The sequence below is a fragment of the Roseobacter sp. HKCCA0882 genome (genome assembly GCF_037805225.1).
GTDB lineage: Bacteria > Pseudomonadota > Alphaproteobacteria > Rhodobacterales > Rhodobacteraceae > M30B80.
In genome coordinates, this window is record NZ_JBBLYI010000001.1 from 733460 (window position 1) to 757646 (window position 24187).

A 24187-nucleotide genomic window follows, 5' to 3' on the forward strand; every position below is an offset into this window, starting at 1 on the left:
AGGACATTGAGCGGGGCGGCTCAATATTTTTTGCGCCATTTAGACGGAAAATTGAGGTCCTCCCCGCAATTTGGGCGAGATTTCGCCGATAGATGGCCTAGCGTTCAGAGAGAGGCCAGTAAAAATCGGGTGGAAGGCCCGCTTCGGCGCGCTTTTCTTCGTTAAAGGGTGGCTTCAATGCGCCGTGGAAATAGCGTTGCACCAGTTCGTGAAACGCATCCTTTGGATCAAGGTTTTCGCGGCCACAGAGGAAATGAAACCATTTGCTGCCATAGGCCACGTGATGCACCTCTTCGGCATAGATCACGTTTAGCGCATCGACTGCTGCACTGGCGGCAGGGTCATTTTTCGGGCGTTTGAAAATCTCGATCATGGAGGGCGTGACATCAAGACCGCGCGCCTCGAGAACCATTGGCACCACCGCCAAGCGGCCCATGAAATCAGTGGCCGTATCTTCGGCGGCGCGCCACATCCCCGAATGTGCGGCAAGCGCGCCATAATGACAGCCCATTTGTTCAAGGCAATCTGACAATAGGTTGAAATGTTTGGATTCTTCGTCGGCCGATTTGACCCAATCATCGTAGAATCCGATGGGCATGGGCGTCTCGGCAAAGCGGGGGATAATGTCCCAATGTAAATCCACCGCATTAAGTTCGATATGCGCCACCGCGTGCAAAATCGCGATCCGACCCTCGGCTGTGCCACGTTTACGCTTTGGCACCTCGCGCGGATCAAGCAATGCGGGTTGTGCAGGGCGCGCGGGTTGATCGGGCGGTGTGGCGCGGCCAAGGGGCAAGGGCCTGCCTGCTGCCCGCGCCGCAAACCATTTCTTGGCACAAGCGCGCGAAAGTGCGCATTTCTCCTTGGCATTGGCGGTGGTCAAAACCGCCACCGCCATTTCGGCCAAGGTCTCGGGTATTTGTAAATCACTCATGGGGCGGTGAATTAGTCCAAGGATTTCACCGCGTCCAGCACGGCATCAACATGGCCTGGCACCTTTACCTTGCGCCAAATCTGGGAAATTTTCCCATCGCCATCAATAAGATAGGTGCAGCGTTCGATGCCCATGTACTTCGTGCCATACATGGATTTCTCCACCCATGCGCCATAGCGTTCGCAGACATCACTGGTTTCATCCGAGGCAAGGACCACCCCAAGATCATATTTGGCGATGAATTTATCGTGCTTGGCCACGCTATCTTTGGAGACACCAATCACCACAGTGCCTGCTGCGGCAAAGGCGTCTGCCGCTTCGGTGAAGCCCTGCGCCTCTTTGGTGCAGCCTGATGTGTCATCTTTGGGATAGAAATAGAGAACCACTTTCTTGGGCTTTTGAGCAGATAGCGTCACTTCGCCACCGCCATCGCGGGGAAGGGTGAAATCTGGGGCGGGGCTGCCGATCTCAAGCATGGGCTTCATCCTTTATTCATTCATTTGCGCGGAAACTCGCCACATCGTGATCCAATGCGGCGAATATTTGCGCGGGGCCAGTTGCAGGGTTTTGTTATGTGTGATTGCAAGCTAGGGGATTTACGGCAAAGATAAAGGGCGGCATCCGAAATCGCTACTCTCTTCGTGCCGCGCCCGACCCGTAAACAGCCCCGTGACCAACCTCGTGACCAGACAGATTATAGATTGACCGCTTCCCGTGACCTCCAAAGAAAACGCCGAGTCCAAACCTAAACCACAGCCTGCCAAATCGCGCAGAGGGCGGTGGGTCTTGGCTGTGGTTTTGGGCCTGTTTGTGACCATTTCAGCGGTGCTTGGTGGGTTTTACCTGCGACTGTCTCAGGGGCCCGTTTCGCTGCCTACCGCATGGCAGGCGCGTATTATTGCGCAGATGCAGGCGGGTATGGTGCGCGATGAGTTAAGCATTGCAGATATGTCCATTGCCCTTGATGAGACGGGGCGCCAAGCCCTTTTGGTCATCACCGATGTCACGGTGCGCGATGAAACTGGCCTGCGTGCGGCGTTTCCGCAGCTTGGCTTTGCCTTCGATGCAGGCGCCTTGCTGATGGGGCAAATATCCCCCATCCGCGCCGAAATGCGCGGCGCCAGTCTCTTGCTTGAACGGGACACAACTGGTGGTATCGATTTGGCTTTCACAACCAATCAAGACGCCGCGCGCGCTGATTTGGCCCAAACCATGGCCGCCTTTGACAGAATGTTTGCCGATCCGCGTTTTGCCAATTTTCAAGAGGCCATTGGCCGCGAGATTACGATTTCTCTGCGCGATGCCACCACAGGACGGGCCTTATCTATTGAAAACGGGCAAATGCGTCTGGCCCGTCAGGGCCAAGATTTGGTTTTGGCGGTTACCGCAGGTCTAGAGGCCCACGCGGAGGGGGCGGCAGATCAGGCGGGGCGTCTTTCCTTTGTGGCGACCCGCACCGATGCCGCGCGTGAGACCGAATTACGCTTCCAATTTCAAGGGATACCTGCAAATAACCTTTCTGTTGCATCGCCTGCCTTCCGGTGGCTTGATCTGATCTCTGCGCCATTGTCGGGCAGTCTCAGCACGAAATTGCGCGATGCCGAAGGCGTTGGTGATCTTGAAGCCCGCCTTGATTTGGGGCCAGGGGAATTGGCCCTTGAAGGCGCAGAGCGCCCCCTAAGCTTTAGCGAGATCTCAGCGCGATTTCGGTATGAGGCCGCCACAGGGCGCGCGGCGCTGGATGAGCTGTTGGTTGATGCGCGCAACCTAGATTTTACCGCAACGGGTGATGCGCTGATTTCGCCCGATGGCACGCAAATTGACGCCACGCTTGATCTTAATGATCTATTGGTGAACCCCAATGCGATGTTCGAGGCGCCCTTGCTGTTCTCGCAGGGGTGGTCTGAGTTTCGGATCAGTTTGGGGGAGGAGCCGCGCCTCGATCTTGATCGTGTTTTGATCCGCACAGATGCGTATGAGCTGACCCTTTCAGGCTATGGGGTTGCGCGCTCTGATGGCACGGAACTGGCGATTGATGGGAGTATTGCGCAAATGGTGCTGCGCGATGCCCTGATTTATTGGCCAAATGAGTTTGTCTCTAAAACGCGTGACTGGATTGATCGCAATCTGCACGAAGGGCAGGCGCAAAACCTCGTTCTGAGCTTGCGTAAGGCGCCGCAAGATGCCCGTGCGCAGGCGGCCTTGGGGTTTGATTTTAGCGCGCTCGCGCTCAGCCCCATTAGCGATGTGCCGCCTTTGCGGGATCTGCAGGGCCAACTGCGCCTAGAGGGGCCGCGGCTGACCATTGTGGCGCAAGATGGTTTGATGCGCGCGCCCACGGGCCAAGATATCGTGATGCATGAAGGCAGGCTCACTGTGCCCAATGTGGCGATGCGTGGCCCTGCCGCCACCCTTGACTTGGATGTGTCTGGAGAAATCCCTGATCTTTTGACCCTATTTGCAGGGCCGCCCCTAAACCTATTTCCCGAAGACGGGCGTCTTGACCCCGCCACCTTGGCCACAGGGCAAGCAGAGCTGTCAGGGCAAATCGGTCTGAATTTGGTGCAGCGCCCACCCATTGGTGAGATGAGCCTCGATATCACGGGCCGTCTGACAGATGTGCGCTCAGACACATTGGTTCCCAATCGCGATCTGCGTGCAGAGGCGCTTGATTTGGCGATTACCTCCGAGGCAGGCGTGATGATTTCTGGCGCTGCCACAATGTCAGGTCAGCCCCTCACGGGCCGTTGGGTTCGGCCTGATCTTAACCGTGATGCCCCGCAATCTTATGTCGAAGGGCAGGCGCGTTTGACCCCTGAAAGCCTTGCGGCCTTTGGTGTCATTTTGCCTGATGGCATGGTGCAGGGCGATGCAGGACTGGATCTGCGGCTTGATCTTGCGGGGCGCGGTGCAGCCCCAGAATTGCGTCTCACATCACCGCTTGAGGGCGTTGCGCTGTCCTTTGCCGCGTTGGCGTGGACGAAACCCGCAGCGGCAGCAGGGGATTTAGACGTCACGCTGATCCTTGGGCCTGACCCAAGCCTGCGCGCATTCCGCCTATCAGGGGCGGGCCTATCTGCACAGGGTTCGGGGGATCTCGGCCCCGAGGGCCGTCTTGAGCTGTTGCGCATAGAAGGCTTTACCATTGATGACTGGTTAGATGTGACAGGCACGCTGACGCCGCGTGGGGAGGGTTTGGCACCTGCACTTGCGATTGCTTCGGGGCGGTTGGATGTGCGGGGCCTGCCGCAGGGCGGCGCACAGGCGCAAACGGCACGCGCCCCCCTGTCGGTCAATTTGGACGAGCTGCGCATTGGCGCCACGATTGCGCTCAGCGATCTGCGCGCGGATCTCAGTTCTGGCGGTGGCGGGTTGGCGGGGGCGTTTCGCGGCAATCTTAACGGCGCCGTTCCGCTAGAGGGCGCGATTGCCCCGCGTGAGGGCGGGGGCATTGATATTCGACTTCATGCTGATGATGGCGGGGCCGCCATGCGCAGCGCGGGCATCATGCGCAACCTTTATGGTGGCGCGCTGACCCTTCAATTGCAGGGCGCGACTGGCGCGCGCAGCTATGAGGGCCAGTTGCAAATCACCAACCCCAGACTACGCGATGCCCCCGTTATGGCCGAATTGCTCAACGCTGTCTCCGTGATTGGATTGATTGAACAATTGTCGGGGGACGGGATCAATATGGGCGAGGTGAATGCGCGCTTCACGCTCGATCCGTCACAGATCACTGTGCATCAAGGCACCGCCATTGGCCCGTCTTTGGGGATCAGCATGGATGGGTTCTATAACACATCTGCGCGGAATTTGGACTTTCGTGGTGTGCTGACGCCCATTTATGCGCTCAACGGCGTTGTCGGGCGGCTGTTTGCGCGGCGTGATGAGGGGTTGTTTGGGTTTAATTTCACCCTGAACGGCCCGCCCGATACGCCGCAGGTGCGGGTCAATCCGCTCTCCATCCTTGTGCCAGGCATTCTGCGCGACTTGATGCGTCCGCAGCTTGATACAAATTCCCAATAATCCGCCCGTTTCTGTTAGGTTTACGATGCGTCTTGATGATTTCGATTTTCACCTTCCCGAAACCCTTATTGCGACCCGTCCGGCAAAGCCGCGTTCTTCGGCGCGGCTGCTATATGCGCAGGGGGGGCAGATCACCGATGCGATCGTGCGCGATCTGCCGCAATTCTTGCGCAAGGGGGATCGGTTGATCCTGAACGACACCCGCGTCATTCCCGCCCGTCTGCACGGCCAAAGGTGGCGTGACAGCGCGCAAGGCCGCGTGAGCGCACAGATTGAGGTGACCCTTCTCGAGTCACAGGCCGATGGCACATGGTCGGCCCTTGCCAAGCCGATGAGGAAACTGGCCTTGAGCGAGGTGGTGGAGTTTACCCCTAATTTTCACGCCGAGGTGGCAAGCCTTGAAGGGGGGCTGCGTCTGCGGTTTAATCTTGGGGGGGATGATTTTGACGCGGCATTGAATGCCGCAGGTGCGATGCCCCTGCCGCCCTATATTGAGGCCAAGCGCCCCTCCGATGCCCAAGATCGGGAAGATTACCAAACCATTTGGGCCAAGCGCCAAGGGGCGGTGGCCGCCGCAACCGCAAGCTTGCATTTTGACGAGGGGCTGATGGCAGATTTGCGCGCCCATGGGGTGACGTTCAGCTTTGTCACCTTGCACGTTGGTGCAGGCACGTTTCTGCCCGTGACGGTGGAAGATGTCACCACCCACAAAATGCATGCCGAATGGGGCGAGGTTTCGCAAAGCGCGGCGGATGAAATCAACGCCACCCGCGCCGCAGGCGGGCGGATTATCCCCGTGGGCACAACAGCATTGCGGTTGATTGAAACTGCGGCAAACGAAACTGGCGAGATGCGCCCCTTTGAGGGGGATACCGATATTTTCATCTACCCCGGGTATCGCTTTAAAATCACTGATGGGTTGATGACTAATTTCCACCTGCCCAAATCGACCCTGATGATGCTGGTTTCGGCCCTGATGGGGGCAGATCAAATTCGCACGATCTATGACCATGCAATCACGCAGAACTATCGTTTTTTCTCCTACGGGGATGCTTCGCTATTAATCGGGTCGCAGACGTGACAGGATAGGGCGTGAACGCGGCATTAGTTTGGTGCCGTGCAGCGTAAGGATCGCGCATGTTATTGGTGTTGCGAAATTCATGGGCCTTGCTTTTGGGTATCATGCTTCTGATGGTCGGGAATGGCCTTCAGGGCACGCTTCTGGGTGTGCGCGGCGAAATTGAGGGTTTTTCAACCTTTGAGATGTCCGTGGTGATGTCTGCCTATTTTGCGGGGTTCCTGATCGGCTCGCGTATGGGGTCTGAAATGATCCGCCGCGTGGGCCATATCCGCACCTTTGCTGCGCTGGGCTCGGTCATATCGGCGGTGCTGATCCTCTATCCTGTGCTGACGGATCCCATTGCATGGACAGTGTTGCGCCTGATTATTGGGGCCTGTTTTGCCGCCGTCTATGTCACGGCAGAATCATGGCTGAACAATGCCGCGACCAATGAAACCCGTGGTCAGACGCTATCAGTCTATCTGGTGGTGCAGATGGTCGGCATTGTTGCCGCGCAAATGCTGCTGAACCTTGGGGATCCGTCCGACTATTTCCTCTTTGTGGTGCTGTCGGTTCTGGTTTCGCTAAGTTTCGCGCCGATTTTGCTGTCGGTTACCCCCACGCCGGCATTTGAAACCGCCAAGCCGATGAGCCTGATGGAGGTCTTAAAAATCTCGCCATTGGGTGTGATTGGCACATTCCTTATGGGCGGTGTCTATTCGGCCATGTTCGGCATGGCGGCCGTTTTCGCAACGCAGGCAGGGCTGCCTATTGCGCAATTGTCCATTTTTGTATCGGCCTTTTACGTGGGCGGCTTGGTTCTGCAATTCCCCATCGGATGGATTTCTGATCGGATGGATCGCCGTCTGTTGATCATGATCTTGGCGGCCATTTGTGGCGCAGCCGGCCTGTTGGGTGCGCTCAGTTCTGGCATCTTTTCGATCTTGGTGATTTCGGCCTTCTTCATAGGTGGCATGGCCAACCCGCTTTATGCGTTGTTGATTGCCTATGTGAACGACTTTCTTGAGGTCGAACAAATGCCTGCCGCAGGGGGGCGTCTGTTGTTTGTGAACGGGGTCGGGGCGATTTTCGGCCCGATTGTCGTGGGCGGCATGATCCAGGCCATTGGCCCCTTGGGGTATTTCTATTTCATCGGCGGCTTGGTCACGGTTTTGGCACTGTATGCGGCCTATCGTATGACGGTGCGCCCCGCACCTACAGTGGAAGATACAGGCAGCTATGCGCCTGTTTTGCCCTCAGCCTCGCCCGTTGTGGTGGGCTTGGCGCAAGAGGTTTTCGCGGATGCGGCCTCTAATGATGGGGATGACGTGCAAGGAACGCTTCCTCCTGCCGCGTGATCGTGGAAGTCTCTCTTTGACAATGGTCTAAAGGGGGAAGATCGGATGACAGACCCACTGGCGCAAGAAATCACAGAGTTCTGGATCGGGGCAGGGCCCGAGGCGTGGTATCGCCGCGATGATGATTTTGACGCTGAAATTCGCGCCCGTTTTGGCGCGGCATGGCAGAGGGCGGCAGCAGGCGCGATGGATCATTGGATCAATGCCGCCCCGACCGCCTTGGCGCTGATGATCCTGTTGGATCAATTCCCGCGCAATATGTTTCGCGCCGACCCGCGGGCCTTTGCCACCGATGCAAAGGTTTTGGGATTGGCCAAGGACGCGCTAGAGATGGGCCATGATCTGAGCGTCCCAGAGCCTGAACGTCAGTTTTTCTACTTGCCCTTCATGCATTCTGAGGATTTGGCAGATCAAACCCGCGCGATTGAATTGATCGAAACGCGGATGCCGCAGACGGGGCAGGGCAATGTGACCCATGCCCGCGCCCATGCTGAAATCATCCGCCGATTTGGCCGCTTTCCCTATCGAAACGCGGATTTGGGGCGGGATATGACCGCAGAAGAACAGGCGTTTCTAGGCGCGGGCGGTTATGGTTCTGTGCTGCGCAGTCTGCAGGAATCTTAGATAGATTGCAGCGCGATCAGAGATGGTTTAGAGATAGTTTAACGTTGAACAATTCCGAATCCCGCCGCCCCTGCGTGGCCCGAATTGCAGGAGAACTGCTATGTCCAACCAAGATTTCGATGTAATCGTCATAGGTGCAGGCCCCGGGGGCTATGTGGCCGCGATCCGCGCCAGCCAATTGGGGCTGAAAGTTGCGATTGTCGAGCGAGAACATATGGGCGGGATTTGTCTCAATTGGGGCTGTATCCCAACCAAGGCCATGCTGCGCTCGTCCGAAGTTTTCCACCTGATGCACCGCGCTAAGGAATTTGGTCTGTCTGCGAACGGGATTTCTTATGATTTGGATTCGGTCGTGAAACGCTCGCGCAATGTGGCCAAACAGCTGAATTCGGGCGTGGGCCATCTGATGAAAAAGAACAAGGTCACAGTTGTGATGGGCGCGGCCACAATTCCCGCGAAAGGCAAGGTCGAGGTGAAGGCGGAGGATGGTGTGAAAACCCTGACCGCCAAACATATCATTCTGGCCACAGGCGCCCGTGCCCGCGAACTGCCGGGCCTAGAGGCGGATGGCAAGCGCGTATGGGCCTATAAATCGGCGCTCACCCCCCCGCATATGCCTAAGAAATTGCTTGTCATTGGGTCGGGTGCGATTGGGATTGAATTCGCAAGTTTCTACAACACGCTGGGCGCTGAGACGACAGTTGTCGAAGTGATGGATCGCATCCTGCCTGTGGAAGATGCCGAGATTTCCGCCTTTGCCAAAAAGGCCTTTGAAAAGCAGGGGATGAAAATTCTGCAAAAGGCGGTGGTCAAGAAACTGGATCGTGCGGCTGATAAGGTCACAGCGCATATCGAAATGGGCGGCAAGGTTGAGACGCAAGAATTCGACACAGTCATTTCCGCCGTTGGTATTGTCGGCAATGTCGAAGGCTTGGGCCTAGAGGGGCTTGGGGTCAAAATAGACCGCACCCATGTTGTGACGGATGAATATTGCCGCACAGGCGTGGACGGGCTTTATGCAATTGGCGATGTCGCAGGCGCGCCATGGCTTGCGCATAAGGCCAGCCACGAAGGCGTGATGGTTGCCGAGATGATTGCAGGGCGCAAGGTTCACGCGGTGAAACCTGAAAGCATTGCAGGCTGCACCTATTGCCACCCGCAAATTGCCTCGGTCGGTTTGACCGAAGAAAAGGCAAAAGCCGCAGGCTATGCCGTAAAAGTGGGCCGCTTCCCCTTTATTGGCAATGGCAAGGCCATCGCCTTGGGCGAGCCTGAAGGGCTGATCAAAACTGTGTTTGATGCCAAAACGGGTGAGCTTTTGGGCGCGCATATGGTGGGCGCGGAAGTGACCGAACTGATCCAAGGCTATGTGGTGGGCCGCAAGCTTGAAACCACTGAAGAAGACCTGATGGAGACCGTTTTCCCGCATCCAACCTTGTCAGAGATGATGCATGAGGCGGTTCTTGATGCCTACGGGCGAGCGATCCATATCTAGAGGGCGCGCGTCTCAGGTGTCTGGGTTATGGGGGCAGGGGCAACCTTGCCCCTTTTGCCGTTCTGGCGCCATGCTTGACAGGTTTGCGCGTTTCGGTTTTGTTCTCGCCATCCTGACCCTTGCTTTGTGGCACTGGCGCAGGCACAGGATCGCCCTAGCTTGTGGCGCATCAATATAGGATCGGGCGGTCAGATGGCGGAGTTAAAGAAAATCGAAGTGCGCGGCGCACGCGAGCATAATTTGAAGAATATCGATGTCGACATTCCCCGCGACCAACTGACTGTGATAACGGGCCTATCGGGATCAGGGAAATCGTCACTGGCCTTTGACACGATCTATGCCGAAGGGCAGCGCCGCTATGTCGAAAGCCTCAGCGCCTATGCGCGGCAATTCCTTGACATGATGCAAAAGCCCGACATGGATCACATCTCGGGGCTGTCGCCCGCGATTTCCATTGAGCAGAAAACCACCTCGAAAAACCCCCGTTCCACGGTGGGAACCGTGACCGAGATTTACGACTATATGCGCTTGTTGTTTGCGCGGGTCGGCACGCCCTATAGCCCCGTAACAGGTCTGCCCATTGAGGCGCAGCAGGTTCAGGACATGGTCGACCGCATTATGGGCATGGAGGAGGGAACCCGCGCCTATCTCTTGGCCCCGATTGTGCGCGACCGCAAAGGTGAATATCGCAAAGAGATGTTGGAACTGCGCAAGCAGGGGTTTCAGCGGGTCAAGGTAGATGGGGCGTTTTACGAATTAGAAAACCCGCCAAGCTTGGACAAGAAATTTCGCCACGATATTGACGTTGTGGTGGATCGCATTGTTGTGCGTGCGGGCAGTGAGACGCGTCTGGCCGATAGTTTGCGCACGGCGCTTGATCTGGCCGATGGGATTGCCATTCTGGAGACTGCGCCAAAGGACGGCGACCCCGAGCGGATTACGTTTTCCGAGAATTTCGCCTGTCCTGTCTCGGGCTTTACCATTCCCGAAATTGAGCCGCGCTTGTTCTCGTTCAATGCGCCCTTTGGGGCGTGCCCGTCTTGTGATGGGTTGGGGCATGAGCTGTTTTTTGATGAACGGCTGATGGTGCCTGATGTCACGCTTAGCCTTGCCGATGGGGCCATTGCGCCATGGCGCAAGGGGAAGTCACCCTATTTCCTGCAAACCATCGAAGCGATCGCCCGTCACTACGGTTTTGATCCTAAGGCGCAATGGAAAGACCTGCCTGAGGCAGTGCAAGATGTGTTCTTGCGCGGCTCTGGCGAGGAAGAAATCGCCTTTCGTTATGACGAGGGCGGACGAGTTTATCAGGTTTCCCGCGTGTTTGAGGGGGTGATCCCCAATATGGAACGCCGCTATCGCGAAACCGATAGCGCGTGGATTCGCGAGGAATTTGAACGCTATCAGAACAATCGCCCCTGTGGTGCGTGTGGCGGGCACCGCCTGCGGGCTGAGGCGTTAGCGGTGAAAATCGGCGGCCTTCATGTGGGCGAGGTGGTGCAAATGTCCATCCGTCAGGCCTATGATTGGATCGACACTGTGCCAGCTGCCTTGAGTGCCCAAAAAAATGAAATCGCCCGCGCAATTCTGAAAGAGATCCGCGAACGCCTCGGGTTTCTGAACAATGTGGGCTTGGATTACCTGACGCTGTCACGCAATGCAGGCACCTTGTCAGGTGGTGAAAGCCAACGTATCCGTTTGGCAAGCCAGATCGGCTCGGGCCTCACGGGGGTGCTTTATGTTCTTGATGAACCCTCAATTGGTTTGCATCAGCGCGATAATTCCCGCCTTCTGGATACGCTGAAAAATCTGCGCGATCAGGGCAATACCGTCATCGTGGTTGAACATGACGAAGAAGCCATTCGGGAGGCGGATTACGTTCTAGATATCGGCCCCGGTGCAGGGGTGCATGGCGGCCAAGTTGTGGCCTCTGGCACGCCGCGTGAGATCATGGAAAACCCCGCCTCAATCACGGGGCAATATCTGTCGGGCAGCCGCGAGATTGCTGTGCCCCAAGAGCGGCGCAAGGGCAAAAAGGGCGGCAAGTCCGTTACCGTGGTCAATGCGACGGGCAACAACCTGCAGGGGGTGACAGTGGATTTCCCGCTCGGGAAATTTGTCTGCGTCACGGGTGTTTCGGGGGGGGGCAAATCCACCCTGACGATTGAAACCCTGTTCAAAACAGCCTCAGCGCGGCTGAATGGGGCGCGCCAGACACCTGCGCCTTGCGAGACGATCAAAGGGCTAGAGCATCTCGATAAGGTGATCGATATTGACCAACGCCCAATTGGGCGCACGCCCCGCTCGAACCCTGCGACCTATACAGGCGCCTTTACCCCAATCCGTGATTGGTTTGCAGGCCTGCCCGAGGCCAAGGCGCGCGGCTACAAGCCTGGGAGGTTCAGCTTTAACGTCAAAGGCGGTCGCTGCGAGGCCTGCCAAGGCGATGGGGTCATCAAGATCGAGATGCATTTCTTGCCCGATGTTTATGTGGAATGTGAAACCTGCAAAGGAAAGCGCTATAACCGCGAAACCCTTGAGGTGACGTTCAAAGGTAAAAGCATTGCCGATGTATTGGACATGACTGTCGAAGACGCGCAGGAGTTTTTCAAAGCGGTGCCATCCATTCGCGAGAAGATGGACGCGCTGATGCGCGTGGGGCTCGGCTATATCAAGGTGGGCCAGCAAGCGACCACCTTGTCGGGTGGCGAGGCGCAGCGTGTGAAACTGTCCAAGGAATTGAGCAAACGCGCCACGGGCCGAACCCTCTATATTCTGGATGAACCCACCACGGGCCTGCATTTCGAAGATGTGCGCAAATTGTTGGAAGTGCTGCATGAATTGGTTGATCAGGGCAACTCAGTTGTAGTGATTGAGCATAATCTTGATGTGATCAAAACCGCCGATTGGCTGATCGACATTGGCCCCGAAGGCGGTGATGGCGGGGGGCAGGTCGTGGCGACAGGCACGCCCGAGGATGTCGCGGGCGTTGCCGCATCGCATACGGGACGTTATTTGGCCCCGATGCTGCCCGCGGCCCGCGTTACGGCTGCGCAATAGATTTGCCCCCTCACGCAAATTTTTTCCCGTTCGGCGCTGATTGCGTCTAAGCTTGGCGTGACGGATGCAGCATAAATAGGGGTTGACCAATGTCGGCACGTATGTCTTTTGCCTTGTCACTGGGGCTGTTTGCGGCAAGCAGCCCTGCCTTTGCGCAGGATTTTTGTGGGGGAATGGGGGCCATGGGTCTTTGGGCCAATGGCACCGAGGCCGCCTCTGACCTCAGCCAAGCAAGCACGGCCTTTGATCTGACGGGTCTTGGCCTGTCTGCGGGCAATCAGGCGGTCGGGCTGTTCACATTATCGCAATCTGCAAATCTGCGCGTTGAGGCGGTGGGGCAGGGTGGGGTTGATCCCGTTTTAGACCTCTATGACGAAACGGGCCGTTTGATCTTGAATGATGACGATAGCGGCGGAAACCTTGCTGCGCGCGGTGAGATCAACTTGGCGGCGGGGCGCTATTGCGTTGCGGTGCGCGATTTTAGTGGAACCGCTGGCGCAGTTGACCTGCGTATTGGCCTCAGTGATCGCGATCCTGCGCTGACGATGGGTTTGGATGCAGGAACAGGCAGCTTTGCAGGGGTTACGCCCTGCACGGCGGATACGCCCGCCACGGTTTTGGGGGCGGGGGCCTTGAGCCAAGCTGAGCTGAGCGCAGGTATCAGCCAAACAGGCAGCGTGGCAAGCACGCCCTATTATCGCTTTGGCCTTTCGACCCCAACGGCGGTGACCATTCAAGCCGAAAACAGTGCGGCTGATCCCTATATCTATCTCTATGGGCCAGATGGGCGGCTCTTGGCGGAAAATGACGACCATATGGGTCTTGATAGCCAGATTGACATGGCTGACCCGCTGCCTGCAGGCAGCTATTGTATCGCGATGCGCGCCTTGTCAGATCAAAACGCGCCTGTGACAGTGACCTTGCGCGATTACGACCCAATGCGTGCCATGCAGCAGATGTATGAGGCGCTAGAGGCCAGCCCCCCTATCGGTGGCAGCTATCCTATCACGGATTTGGGCGCAATTTCGGGGCAGTTCGTGCGCGATGTCAGCGTATCAGGCAAGGCGCAATGGTTCCTCGTGTCTATGCAAGAGGATGGGCTTTTGCTGATTGATGCGGTTGGCATGGGCAATTCTGACCCAATTCTGGCCCTTTACGATCCAGTGGGCCGTGAGCTTGCCTATAATGACGATAGCGGGTCTGGATATGACAGCCAAATCGCGCAGCCTCTTGGCGGGGGCAGCTATTTGGTGGGCTTGCGGCAATATGATAACAGCGCAGGCATGGTGCGTCTGGTGATCCAGCGCTTTGTGGCGGCCAATTAAGCGCGTTCAGGCCCCGTCTGATGCGGCCAATGCCGTGATGATGGGGCCAAAATCCTGCGCCTTCAGAGAGGCCCCCCCCACCAAAGCACCATCGACATTTTCCAATGCGAAAATCTCGGCGGCATTGGTTGGCTTGACTGATCCGCCATAGAGCAGCGGCACGCTTTTTGCGGCATCCGCGCCGTAGCGGGCAGCCAGATTAGCGCGCATGGCATCATGGATTTCGGCAATATCACCCAGTTCAGGAACAAGCCCCGTGCCAATCGCCCAAATCGGTTCATAGGCTATTACAAACGCGCCTTGATCGGGGAGTGAGGCGTCAAGCTGTGCTTCAACAACCGCGCGGGCATGGCCCGCGCGCCGTTCTGCCTCGCTTTCACCTAAGCAGATAATGGGATTCAGCCCCGCCTCCAATGCCGCTTCTGCCTGCGCGCGCACTTGGGCGTTGGTTTCGCCGTGATCAGCGCGCCGCTCGGAATGGCCCACAATCACATAATCCGCCCCTGCGTCCTTCAGCATGGGTGCGGAAATATCGCCCGTATGCGCCCCTGCCGTTGCGGTATGGCAATATTGCCCCCCGAGCGCGATGGCGCTGTCGCGGCACTGTGCGGCAATGGCACCCAGCAAGGTCGCGGGCGGACAGATCAAAATATCGACTGGCTGCGGTGCAGGGAATGCCGCAATCAGGCTTTGCACTTCGGCCATATTCGCCAAAAGCCCGTTCATCTTCCAATTTCCTGCGGCAAGTTTTCTGCGCATCGCGCTCTCCTCTTTATCTTTGGTTTTATGGGTGGCAAGGATGCAGTCAAGGGTCAAGCCAATATGGGGTAAGAATCGTGATGATACCGCGAATTGATTTTCAGAAAATGATCGCAGGTGATGCCGAGACCCTTGAGACTATCGCTTATGGCGCGCGTGACGTTGGGTTTTTGACGCTTCAGAATACACCGATTTCGGGCGAGGCTGTTCAAGAGTTAATCGCGCTCTATCGCCGTTTTTTCAAAATGGATGATGCGGCCAAAGCGGCCGTGGATATGGTGCGCACAGGGGCCAATCGCGGGTGGGGTGCCTCCAAATCCGAACAGGTCGATCCCAAGGCAAACCCTGATTACAAACAAGTGTTCGACTGTGGCTTGCCGGTGCCCGATGGCGATCCAATGGCGCATTTGCCTGTTTATGCGCCAAATCTTTGGCCCGAAGCCCCTGAAGGTTTTCAAGAAACAGTCGAGCAGTATTTTGCGCAAGCGCGTGCTGTGTCCTTGGCCCTGCTTGCGGCGATTGCACGGGCAATTGGCAAGGACGGGGATTATTTTGCCGATAAATTCGACCGCCCCATGGCGCTGTTGCGGGCAAATTTCTATCCACCCCGTCCAGATTGGGCGGGTGAAAAGGATTTCGGCATCGCGGCCCATACCGATTATGGCTGCCTCACCCTTTTGGCCACGGATGGGCAGGCAGGCCTTGAGGTGGAGATGCGGGATGGTTCATGGCTGCCTGTCGCGGTTGAGCCGGGTGTCTTTGTCATCAATTTTGGCGAAATGCTCGAGATGTGGAGCGAGGGCGGGGTGAAGGCCACATTGCACCGCGTCTCAGGCGGTGCGGAGGAGCGCATTTCCATCCCGCTGTTTTTCAACCCTAATTATGATGCCAATGTCGCACCCGCAGGATCAGATCAGGTGATCCGTGCAGGCGATCACCTCAGCCGCCGCTACGCAGAAACCTATCTGCATATGAAAACCGCCTAAGCGGCCATCAGCGCGGCAAAGATTTCTGCGCGGCTTTCCTCAATCTTTTGCGGGGTTTTTGTGGTTGAGTGGCCGCTTGTTGTCGTGCCCCATAACTGTCTGCAAAACGGGTGCTCGGGGCCCTCATAGCGCCATCCGCGGAAATGTTCCGGCACGAACATATAGGCGGGATACACATAAAGGCCCCGCGCCAAATCCCGATGCCGCTTGAAAAACTGTCGCAACCTAAAATTTCCTGATCCTTTCCATGGCTTTGGCAAAGTGGCTGGATCTGATTGTGACAGTTCTTCGATCAAAGCGGCGAGAATTGGATGGCCCTTGGGGCTGCCCAGAATGGGGCAAAGCAGGCCCTTTTTGCGCGGCATTCCGTGGGTATCGCATACTTCATTTTCCACCTCACGGCAGGTGAACGGGCCTTGATGGTGAAGAAGGTCATGGACGGGGCGCAGGTAGATGGAATCCGTTTCAGGAATGATCCCGCCAAATTCATAGAGAATTTCATAGCGCATCAAATCTGATACGCCCGCATATTCCCCTTGCCGAAAATATTCAGTGATCTGCGCATGGCATTTGAATTTGCGTCCCGTCAAAAACTGATTGTCATATAGGGTATAGTCCCAGTCAGGGTGCATATCGCGCCAAGTTTTCATCCACTGAAGCGGTGGATCAAGCGGGCCAATCCAGATTTGCCCAAGCCGTTTGTCGACCGTTTGCGAAGCAGACATCAGAGGCCTTTCATCTCTCAGTGACCCATTTTATCGCGTCATGGATTATTCGGGCGCGGCTGTGATTTTATTATCCTTGTGGTGAAACAGATAATCAGTGCGGCCAAACCGATAGGCCAGTTCATATCCGATTTCCTTCAAAGCCTCGGTCGCAGGGGCCACTTCGTCAAAGCGGGGGATCAATTCGATCCACATCGGAGGTTTGAACCTGTCCAAGGTTTTATGCGCCCTCGCAATCACCTCAAGGGCCATGCCTTCGACATCAATTTTGATGAAATCAATCGTCTTGAGTTTGGCTTTGGCGCAATAGGAATCCAGTGACTGCACCTCAAATGTTCCGCCGTCAGACAGTTCAAATCGGGTTGCACCGTAATTATTGGGATCAAACCGCGTGATTTGCATTTTCGCGGCTGCGCGTCCAAGGCCCATCAACTCAAAGCGCACACCGCTGAGATTGTTTTCTTGAACATTGCGTTCGAAAATACGCTGGCAATGGGGTTGAGGATTAAAGGCGATGACCTTTGTGGCCTTCATCACTTTTGCAAAAAATAGGCTTTGATTTCCGATATTGCAGCCAATATCCAGAACCGTGCCGCCCGCGGGGATCAGTTTGTCATGATACACACCCGTCAGATGGTTCATTTCGAAAAAGCTGCCTGTGGTGGCGATCAGGCCTTGGATCACATCTTGGGCCACATCAGGCAAATACATTCGGATCGTCTCGCCAAAGGCGTTGAATGTGAAAATGCCCTCTGCATCCAACAGCGCCTTGCGCCCCTGCGCCGCAATTTGCGCATTGAGCGAAATCAAGCTGTCGATTTTTTTCGACAGCGCCTCAAATTCTTCTGATTGCACGGATCAACCCCTTGTGCCCGTCCCAAGTTTAGCGGGTTCACTATAGGGGGCAGAAATCGCGCTTCGCAAGCGATGCGGTGCGTCAGCCCTCGCGTTCTGCGTTGAGTTCTGAGACATCCTTGAACTTGATCGATTCACCACAACCACAGGCATCGGCCACATTGGGGTTGTTGAATTTGAACCCTGCCTCAAGAAGCGAGGTTTGATAATCGATCTCTGTGCCAAAGAGGAACATTTGCGCCATGGGCGCAATCATAACGCGCGCGCCTTCGACCTCGACCACCTCGTCATGGGGGTCAATCTCCGCAGCGTAATCCATCGTATATTCCATGCCCGCGCAGCCGCCCTTTTTCACCCCGATGCGCAGCCCCTGATGCCCGTCACGCGTCATCAGTTTCTTGATCTGCCCAATCGCAGCGGGGGTAAGGGTTACTGCCGCTTTTCCTGGAATGCCGAACATCTTACATGAACCCTAGCTCAAGCCGGGCTTCATCGCTCATCATATCCATGCCCCATGGGGGTTCCCATGTCAGCTTGACATCGACCTGCTTGATCCCTTCGAGCGGCTCGATTGCATCTGCCACCCATCCAGGCATCTCGCCCGCAACCGGACAGCCCGGTGCGGTTAGGGTCATGATTACCTCGACTGCGTTCTCAGCATCGATATTGATCGTATAGACCAAGCCCAGATCATAAATATTCACTGGAATTTCAGGGTCGTAAACAGTGCGACAGGCCTCGACCACCGTGTCGTAAAGCGGGTGGTCCGTGCTAGAGGGCGCAATCAAAGGCGCCCCTTCAAGCGTTTCTTGCGGCATCGGATCGGGAGTGCTGGTCATCTTGGGCCATATCCTTTGCGGGACGAATTCCTGACTAAACATATAAGGAAAGGGTGGGCCAAGGGCAAGGGTAAGTGACGCTCATCACCGCGGCGGGCGGCGTTTGATGGGGGCAGGGCGCACATGTTTTTCGATGGCGCTATAAAGATGGGCAGCGATGTTTTTGCCAGTGACCTCCTCGATGTCCTCAAAGCCCGGCGAAGAGTTGACCTCAAGCACCTTAGGCCCGTCAGCGCCACGCAGCATATCGACCCCCGCAATCCCAAGGCCAAAGGCGCGCGCAGATCGAATGGCGGTTTCGCGTTCCTCGCGGGTGATGCGCACGCTGACCGCCGTGCCGCCACGATGCAAGTTCGAGCGGAAATAATCCGCCGCCCCCACACGTTTCATCGCAGCCACCACTTTGCCATCAATGACAAGGCAGCGAATATCCTCGCCTGCGGCCTCTTTGACAAAATTTTGCACAAGGAAATTCGCAGATAGGCCGCGAAAGGCATTGATCACTGATTGCGCGGCTTTCTTGGTTTTGGCCAAGACCACGCCCTTGCCTTGGCTCGATTCCAACAATTTCACCACCAACGGGGCATTGCCCACCAAGGTGATGAGGTTGTTGGTGTCCTTTGGGCTTGCCGCAAAGGCCGTTTGGGGCATGCTAATGCGGTGGCGCGACAGAATTTGGTGGGCGTGCAGCTTGTCACGGCTTGCGGTGATGGCGGCGCTGCCATTCAGGCAATAGACGCCAAGCGTTTCAAATTGCCGTAAAATCGCCGCACCATAGGCCGTAATCGAAGGGCCGATGCGGGGAATAACCGCATCATATTTTGGCAATTCTTGCCCGTTATAATAAACCGCAGGCGTCATGGCATTTAGCGCCATATAAAAACGGGTTGTGTTGATCACTTCAACGACATGACTGCGCGCCTCGCCCTCGGCCTGCAATTTTTGTGTGGTGTAGTTTTGTTCGCGACTCAGAACGGCAATGCGCAGCGCGCGTTTGGGCGCGGTCTCTTTGACCGCAGCGGTGTGATAGACCTCGTAACTGCGTTGCGGCTGACAGAAACTTTCTGAGGGGGTGATGATCCAATCTGCCCCAATCGCCTGCCGCCCCAGAAGCATCCGATAGCTCATATTCGCGCGATCGGTGAGCGTGATTTCAATTTCTTGCCGCAACGGGCCGATCTCGAGCGGGCTGAGGATCACATAGCGCGCCTCTGTATCACCATTGGAACTGGTCACATTGCGGCGGTCATGGATGGTTGCAGAACAGGCAATCGCCAAATCGGGGCGGGCAGGAATTGGATTGATCAAAAACCGCACTTTCGGCTTAGTAGCGGGGCCAAAGAGTTCGATATCAAAGGCGTGCAGCGCCGAGGTGCGTGCGCCTGTGTCCACCTTAGCCTTCAGCGCAGGCAGCCCCAATTGCGGCAAGCCAACCCATTCTTCCCAACCAAGTTTAAAGACTTGATCCATGCGATACCCCATCTGGTGAAATCATTCTCGGGCCTTGGCATTGGCGTAGAATCGCCTATGAACAGAGGCCCAATCTGAGCGAGGCTTTATCCCGTGCCCAAAGAGTTTGCATTTGAATTATTACACCAAGATGGCAAGGCGCGCCGTGGCGTGATTTCGACCCCGCGTGGGCAAATCCGCACGCCCGCCTTCATGCCTGTAGGCACGGCTGCAACGGTCAAGGCAATGATGCCCGAAAGTGTTGCAGCCACAGGTGCAGATATTCTTTTGGGCAACACCTATCACCTCATGCTGCGCCCCACCGCTGAGCGGGTTGCGCGTTTCGGGGGCCTGCACAAATTCATGAATTGGCAGAAGCCTATCCTTACCGATAGCGGCGGGTTTCAAGTGATGAGCCTGGCAGATCTGCGCAAGCTGACGGAGGAAGGGGTTGCCTTCCGCTCGCATGTGGATGGGTCAAAACATATGTTGACGCCCGAGCGCAGTATGGAAATTCAGGCGCTGCTGGGGTCGGATATTGTCATGTGTTTCGATGAATGCCCCGCTTTGCCTGCGGATCGACATCGCATTGCGGCCTCGATGGAGTTGTCCATGCGATGGGCAGCGCGCTCGAAAGCTGCGTTTGGCGAGAGGCCGGGTCATGCGCTTTTTGGTATCATGCAAGGCGGGCTAGAGCGCGATTTGCGACAGGCAAGCGCCGAAGCGCTTTGTGATATTGGCTTTGACGGTTATGCGGTCGGTGGTCTCGCCGTTGGCGAGGGGCAGGCGGCCATGTTTGATTGCCTCGATTACGCCCCTGATTTCTTGCCCCAAGATCGCCCCCGTTATCTGATGGGGGTGGGCAAGCCCGATGATATCGTGGGGGCTGTGGCGCGTGGGATTGATATGATGGATTGCGTGCTGCCTTCGCGCTCGGGGCGCACGGGGCAAGCATGGACGCGGCGGGGGCAGGTGAATATCAAAAATGCCCGCCACCAAGATGATCCGCGCCCCTTGGATGAAAATTGCACCTGTCCCGCCTGTCGCAATTATTCGCGCGGCTATCTGCATCATGTGTTCCGCGCGGGCGAGATTATTTCTTCGATGCTGCTGACATGGCATAATTTGCATTACTACCAAGAACTTATGGAAGGGATGCGCGGGGCCATCGAGGCGGGGCAATTCGCCCAGTTTAAGGCGGGCTTCCACGCTGCCCGCGCAGAGGGCGATATCGAGCCGATATAACCCTGATTTTCGGCTTGTCACTGCCCGCGCCCTAGTGCAGCATTGCATGAAATGCAGCCGCAAGACGCGTCAAGATTGGCAGGGGCGCAATATGGCACGCAGATTGAAGGCGCGGCCCTGATGCGTAAACCATAGATTAACTTCCCCGCTTGAAATGCGTCTCAAGGCTGCCCAAATGTAGCTGCTCCATGAGGAGAGAGCCAAATGATTGCCAAAGATGGGATCGCGCGCTCTCTTGCCACGAAGAAAAGGAAGGCATGATGCCAGAAATTCACGAAACCTATCCAGTTCTGCCGCTGCGCGACATTGTCGTGTTTCCCCATATGATTGTGCCGCTTTTTGTGGGGCGCGAAAAATCGGTGCGCGCGCTGGAAGAGGTGATGCAGGATGATCGCCAGATCCTGCTGTCCAGTCAAATTGACCCCGCCATTGATGACCCTGAACCAGAAGGAATTTATTCGGTGGGTGTCTTGGCCTCGGTTCTGCAATTGCTGAAATTGCCCGATGGCACAGTCAAAGTATTGGTCGAAGGAAAATCCCGCGTCAAAATCAAGAAATTCACCAAAACGGACGAGTTTTTTGAGGCAGAGGCCGCGCCGCTTGAAGAAAAATTGGGCGATGAGGCGGCAACAACGGCCTTGTTGCGGTCGGTGGCAGACGAGTTTGAGCGCTATGCCAAGATCAAGAAAAACATCCCCGAAGATGCGCTGACCTCGGTTTCTGAAACCCAAGCGCCACAAAAACTGGCCGATCTGGTCGCGGGGCATCTCGGCGTTGATGTCGCGCAAAAGCAAGATTTGCTTGAAACGATTGACGTCTCCGAGCGCCTTGAAAAGGTCTATGGCCTGATGCAGGGCGAAATGTCCGTGCTGCAGGTTGAGAAAAAGATCAAAACCCGCGTGAAGTCGCAGATGGAGCGCACGCAGCGCGAATATTATCTGAACGAACAGATGAAGGCCATTCAGCGCGAGTTGGGGGATGGCGAAGACGGCGCCAATGAGGTGGCCGAACTAGAAGAAAAAATCGCCGCCACCAAACTGTCAAAAGAGGCGCGCGACAAGGCCGATGCAGAGCTGAAAAAGCTGAAAAATATGTCGCCTATGTCCGCCGAGGCGACTGTGGTGCGCAATTATCTCGATTGGATCGTCTCGCTGCCTTGGGGCGTGAAAAGCCGTGTGAAAAAGAACCTCACCCGCGCCGAAGAGGTTTTGGATGCGGATCATTACGGGCTTGAAAAGGTCAAAGAGCGCATTGTCGAATATCTTGCGGTGCAGGCGCGTTCGACCAAGGTGAAGGGGCCTATCCTTTGTCTTGTGGGCCCTCCGGGTGTTGGGAAAACCTCGCTTGGGAAATCGGTGGCGAAGGCCACGGGGCGCGAGTTTATTCGCATCAGTCTGGGTGGTGTGCGGGACGAGTCCGAAATTCGGGGCCATCGCCGCACCTATATCGGGTCGATGCCTGGCAAGATCATTCAGGCGATGAAAAAGGCGAAAACCACCAATCCGCTGATCCTGCTCGATGAGATCGACAAGATGGGTCAAGATTTCCGTGGGGATCCTGCCAGTGCGATGTTGGAGGTTCTCGACCCCGAACAAAACGCCACATTTGTGGATCACTATTTGGAGGTTGAATATGATCTCTCGAACGTGATGTTCCTGACCACGGCGAACAGTTATAACATGCCTGCGCCGCTGTTGGATCGCATGGAGATCATTTCGCTCTCGGGTTACACCGAAGATGAAAAACTGGAAATTGCGACACGGCATCTGCTGCCAAAGCAGGTGAAAAACCACAATCTCAAGGCGCGGGAATTCGCGGTCGAGCCTGAGGCGCTGACCGATGTGATCCGCTATTATACCCGTGAGGCGGGTGTGCGGAACCTAGAGCGCGAAGTTGCGAAACTTGCCCGCAAGGCCCTGACCGCGATCCTCAAGGGCGGCGAGAAATCGGTGACAGTCACCCGTGAGCGCCTTGAAGAGATGCTTGGTGTGCGCCGCTATCGCTTTGGTCTGGCGGAATCGGATGATCAAATCGGTGTTGTCACAGGGCTGGCTTGGACAAGTGTGGGCGGTGACCTGTTGTCGATTGAGGCGCTGCGCCTGCCGGGTAAGGGGCGTATGAAAACCACGGGTAAGCTTGGCGATGTGATGAAGGAATCCATCGATGCGGCCAGTTCCTATGTGCGTTCTATCGCGCCCAAAATCGGCGTGCAGCCCCCGAAACTGGACGGTTGGGATATCCATGTCCACGTTCCAGAAGGGGCAACCCCGAAAGATGGCCCCAGTGCAGGGATTGCGATGGTGACGTCTATCGTGTCGGTTCTGACCCAAACGCCCGTGCGCCGTGATATTGCTATGACGGGCGAGGTGACGCTGCGCGGCAATGTCTTGGCCATCGGTGGCCTTAAGGAGAAGCTGTTGGCCGCGTTGCGGGGGGGGATCAAAACCGTGTTGATCCCGCAGGAAAATGAAAAAGACCTGCCCGAAATCCCTGACAATGTGAAAGAGGGATTGGAAATTATCCCTGTGTCCCATGTCAGCGAGGTTCTCGCGAAGGCCTTGACGCGTCAGCCCGAACCGATTGATTGGGATGAGGATGCAGAGGCCGCCGCCGCCGCACAGCGCGCGCTTGAGGCTGCAAAAGACAGCAGCGCCACAACCCATTAACGTGGCGCATTCCGCGAAATTGCCCCCGTCATATTCATGGCGGGGGTTTTGCGGGTGCTGGAAAATAAAAATATATATCTTTCATACATAATATGTCCCGATACTATGCGGCTTAGGTAGGATTGGCCAAATGGGGCGCACATGGCACCAAAATCACCAAGATCCACAACGGATAAGGCGGCAGCGAAACCAAAACCTGCGGTGGCCTCGGTCGCGGCGGTGATCGCGCCCAAATCAAAGGCGGCGGCAAAAGCAACAGCAAAGCCGTCTGACAAGCCTGCGCTCAAGGCCGTGACCGCCCCCAAATCTGACAGCAAACCCAAAGCGAAGATTGAGGCTCTGAAGCGCCGCGCCCTGCTTGAGGCGGTTGCGATGCGCGTGGGTTTCAAACGTACGGATGCGCGCGACGTCATGGATGCGGTTCTGGTCGAGATGGCCGAAGCCCTAGATCAAGGGCGCGACCTGATCCTGCCGCCATTTGGCAAGGTCATGTTGCGCAAAGATAAGGATGGTCAGGATGGGCGCCCGATGGTGGCGCGGATAAAACTGATCGAGGCTGATAAACGCGGCGCAAGCGCCGAGGAAACCGACCAAGACTAAACCCTTGCGCAGTGGGGCGCGGCTGACTAGAAGAACCCCGCGCAGAACGGGTGATTAGCTCAGTGGTAGAGCGCTTCGTTCACATCGAAGATGTCGGGGGTTCAAATCCCTCATCACCCACCATCTGGCCTATTATTGAGGCAGGGCCGGTCTGTGACCCACGGGCGAGGTGATCTTTGTG

The 24187-nt window shown here is 56.4% G+C and carries 19 protein-coding genes and 1 tRNA gene; 12 read left to right on the forward strand and 8 right to left on the reverse strand.

Annotation, left to right across the window (positions count from 1 at the left end; all coding sequences use genetic code 11):
- Positions 1-97: 97 nt before the first annotated feature.
- Positions 98-898, reverse strand: a complete 801-nt coding sequence (locus AAC622_RS03820; RefSeq protein WP_445322614.1) for a ferritin-like domain-containing protein — start codon at positions 896-898, stop codon at positions 98-100.
- Between the two features lie 47 nt (positions 899-945).
- Entirely contained in the window at positions 946-1410 is a 465-nt protein-coding gene (locus AAC622_RS03825) for a peroxiredoxin (protein WP_340260401.1), read from the reverse strand.
- 316 nt (positions 1411-1726) lie between these two features.
- Here AAC622_RS03825 and AAC622_RS03830 point away from each other — a divergent pair, with 316 nt between their 5' ends.
- From AAC622_RS03830 to AAC622_RS03860, 7 genes are all read left to right on the forward strand, one after another.
- Positions 1727-4960, forward strand: coding sequence for a YhdP family protein (locus AAC622_RS03830; protein ID WP_340261417.1), 3234 nt, complete (start codon positions 1727-1729; stop codon positions 4958-4960).
- A 25-nt stretch (positions 4961-4985) separates the two neighbouring features.
- On the forward strand, positions 4986-6041 hold the full coding sequence (gene queA, locus AAC622_RS03835; RefSeq protein ID WP_340260402.1) for a tRNA preQ1(34) S-adenosylmethionine ribosyltransferase-isomerase QueA: 1056 nt from the start codon (positions 4986-4988) through the stop codon (positions 6039-6041).
- Between the two features lie 56 nt (positions 6042-6097).
- A complete protein-coding gene (locus AAC622_RS03840; protein WP_340260403.1) occupies positions 6098-7378 on the forward strand; it encodes an MFS transporter in 1281 nt (426 codons plus the stop codon).
- A gap of 45 nt (positions 7379-7423) precedes the next feature.
- Positions 7424-8002, forward strand: a complete 579-nt coding sequence (locus AAC622_RS03845; protein WP_340260404.1) for a DUF924 family protein — start codon at positions 7424-7426, stop codon at positions 8000-8002.
- A 100-nt stretch (positions 8003-8102) separates the two neighbouring features.
- Positions 8103-9497, forward strand: coding sequence for a dihydrolipoyl dehydrogenase (gene lpdA, locus AAC622_RS03850; RefSeq protein WP_340260405.1), 1395 nt, complete (start codon positions 8103-8105; stop codon positions 9495-9497).
- 192 nt (positions 9498-9689) lie between these two features.
- Complete coding sequence (uvrA, locus tag AAC622_RS03855) at positions 9690-12557, forward strand: excinuclease ABC subunit UvrA (protein WP_340260406.1); 2868 nt, start codon at positions 9690-9692, stop codon at positions 12555-12557.
- 89 nt (positions 12558-12646) lie between these two features.
- A complete protein-coding gene (locus AAC622_RS03860; RefSeq protein WP_340260408.1) occupies positions 12647-13882 on the forward strand; it encodes a DVUA0089 family protein in 1236 nt (411 codons plus the stop codon).
- 6 nt (positions 13883-13888) lie between these two features.
- Here the strand turns inward: AAC622_RS03860 and tpiA are convergent, their stop codons facing one another.
- Positions 13889-14641: a triose-phosphate isomerase gene (gene tpiA / locus AAC622_RS03865; RefSeq protein ID WP_340260410.1), complete on the reverse strand. Its 753-nt coding sequence runs from the start codon at positions 14639-14641 to the stop codon at positions 13889-13891.
- A gap of 80 nt (positions 14642-14721) precedes the next feature.
- Here tpiA and AAC622_RS03870 point away from each other — a divergent pair, with 80 nt between their 5' ends.
- Positions 14722-15627, forward strand: a complete 906-nt coding sequence (locus AAC622_RS03870; protein ID WP_340261419.1) for an isopenicillin N synthase family dioxygenase — start codon at positions 14722-14724, stop codon at positions 15625-15627.
- On the opposite strand, the gene AAC622_RS03875 is transcribed toward AAC622_RS03870, so the two are convergent.
- From AAC622_RS03875 to rimK, 5 genes are all read right to left on the reverse strand, one after another.
- The gene (locus AAC622_RS03875) at positions 15624-16352 is read right to left on the reverse strand and encodes a glycosyltransferase family 32 protein (protein WP_340260411.1); all 729 of its coding nucleotides are present in this window, start codon (positions 16350-16352) and stop codon (positions 15624-15626) included. The genes AAC622_RS03870 and AAC622_RS03875 overlap by 4 nt on opposite strands.
- A gap of 45 nt (positions 16353-16397) precedes the next feature.
- Positions 16398-17207 (reverse strand): FkbM family methyltransferase, encoded by an 810-nt coding sequence (locus AAC622_RS03880; protein WP_340260413.1) that lies wholly within the window; start codon positions 17205-17207, stop codon positions 16398-16400.
- Between the two features lie 82 nt (positions 17208-17289).
- Positions 17290-17667 (reverse strand): HesB/IscA family protein, encoded by a 378-nt coding sequence (locus AAC622_RS03885; protein ID WP_317654984.1) that lies wholly within the window; start codon positions 17665-17667, stop codon positions 17290-17292.
- Position 17668: 1 nt separating this feature from the next.
- The gene (locus tag AAC622_RS03890) at positions 17669-18046 is read right to left on the reverse strand and encodes an SUF system Fe-S cluster assembly protein (RefSeq protein ID WP_317654983.1); all 378 of its coding nucleotides are present in this window, start codon (positions 18044-18046) and stop codon (positions 17669-17671) included.
- Between the two features lie 84 nt (positions 18047-18130).
- On the reverse strand, positions 18131-19516 hold the full coding sequence (gene rimK, locus AAC622_RS03895; RefSeq protein ID WP_340260414.1) for a 30S ribosomal protein S6--L-glutamate ligase: 1386 nt from the start codon (positions 19514-19516) through the stop codon (positions 18131-18133).
- 93 nt (positions 19517-19609) lie between these two features.
- Between rimK and tgt the strand changes: the two genes are divergently transcribed.
- From tgt to AAC622_RS03915, 4 genes are all read left to right on the forward strand, one after another.
- The gene (gene tgt, locus AAC622_RS03900) at positions 19610-20740 is read left to right on the forward strand and encodes a tRNA guanosine(34) transglycosylase Tgt (RefSeq protein WP_340260416.1); all 1131 of its coding nucleotides are present in this window, start codon (positions 19610-19612) and stop codon (positions 20738-20740) included.
- Between the two features lie 257 nt (positions 20741-20997).
- Positions 20998-23406, forward strand: a complete 2409-nt coding sequence (gene lon / locus AAC622_RS03905) for an endopeptidase La (RefSeq protein ID WP_340261421.1) — start codon at positions 20998-21000, stop codon at positions 23404-23406.
- A gap of 141 nt (positions 23407-23547) precedes the next feature.
- Positions 23548-24006, forward strand: coding sequence for an HU family DNA-binding protein (locus AAC622_RS03910; protein WP_340260417.1), 459 nt, complete (start codon positions 23548-23550; stop codon positions 24004-24006).
- Positions 24007-24054: 48 nt separating this feature from the next.
- Positions 24055-24129, forward strand: a tRNA-Val gene (locus tag AAC622_RS03915).
- Positions 24130-24187: the final 58 nt, after the last annotated feature.

What these genes read in the sequence shown, in the direction of transcription:
- AAC622_RS03820 (WP_445322614.1), bottom strand. Translation starts at nt 898, where the DNA reads ATGGCGGTGGCGGTTTTGACCACCGCCAATGCCAAGGAGAAATGCGCA.
- AAC622_RS03825 (WP_340260401.1), bottom strand. Translation starts at nt 1,410, where the DNA reads ATGCTTGAGATCGGCAGCCCCGCCCCAGATTTCACCCTTCCCCGCGAT.
- queA (WP_340260402.1), top strand. Translation starts at nt 4,986, where the DNA reads ATGCGTCTTGATGATTTCGATTTTCACCTTCCCGAAACCCTTATTGCG.
- AAC622_RS03840 (WP_340260403.1), top strand. Translation starts at nt 6,098, where the DNA reads ATGTTATTGGTGTTGCGAAATTCATGGGCCTTGCTTTTGGGTATCATG.
- AAC622_RS03845 (WP_340260404.1), top strand. Translation starts at nt 7,424, where the DNA reads ATGACAGACCCACTGGCGCAAGAAATCACAGAGTTCTGGATCGGGGCA.
- lpdA (WP_340260405.1), top strand. Translation starts at nt 8,103, where the DNA reads ATGTCCAACCAAGATTTCGATGTAATCGTCATAGGTGCAGGCCCCGGG.
- uvrA (WP_340260406.1), top strand. Translation starts at nt 9,690, where the DNA reads ATGGCGGAGTTAAAGAAAATCGAAGTGCGCGGCGCACGCGAGCATAAT.
- AAC622_RS03860 (WP_340260408.1), top strand. Translation starts at nt 12,647, where the DNA reads ATGTCGGCACGTATGTCTTTTGCCTTGTCACTGGGGCTGTTTGCGGCA.
- tpiA (WP_340260410.1), bottom strand. Translation starts at nt 14,641, where the DNA reads ATGCGCAGAAAACTTGCCGCAGGAAATTGGAAGATGAACGGGCTTTTG.
- AAC622_RS03870 (WP_340261419.1), top strand. Translation starts at nt 14,722, where the DNA reads ATGATACCGCGAATTGATTTTCAGAAAATGATCGCAGGTGATGCCGAG.
- AAC622_RS03875 (WP_340260411.1), bottom strand. Translation starts at nt 16,352, where the DNA reads ATGTCTGCTTCGCAAACGGTCGACAAACGGCTTGGGCAAATCTGGATT.
- AAC622_RS03885 (WP_317654984.1), bottom strand. Translation starts at nt 17,667, where the DNA reads ATGTTCGGCATTCCAGGAAAAGCGGCAGTAACCCTTACCCCCGCTGCG.
- AAC622_RS03890 (WP_317654983.1), bottom strand. Translation starts at nt 18,046, where the DNA reads ATGACCAGCACTCCCGATCCGATGCCGCAAGAAACGCTTGAAGGGGCG.
- rimK (WP_340260414.1), bottom strand. Translation starts at nt 19,516, where the DNA reads ATGGATCAAGTCTTTAAACTTGGTTGGGAAGAATGGGTTGGCTTGCCG.
- lon (WP_340261421.1), top strand. Translation starts at nt 20,998, where the DNA reads ATGATGCCAGAAATTCACGAAACCTATCCAGTTCTGCCGCTGCGCGAC.
- AAC622_RS03910 (WP_340260417.1), top strand. Translation starts at nt 23,548, where the DNA reads ATGGCACCAAAATCACCAAGATCCACAACGGATAAGGCGGCAGCGAAA.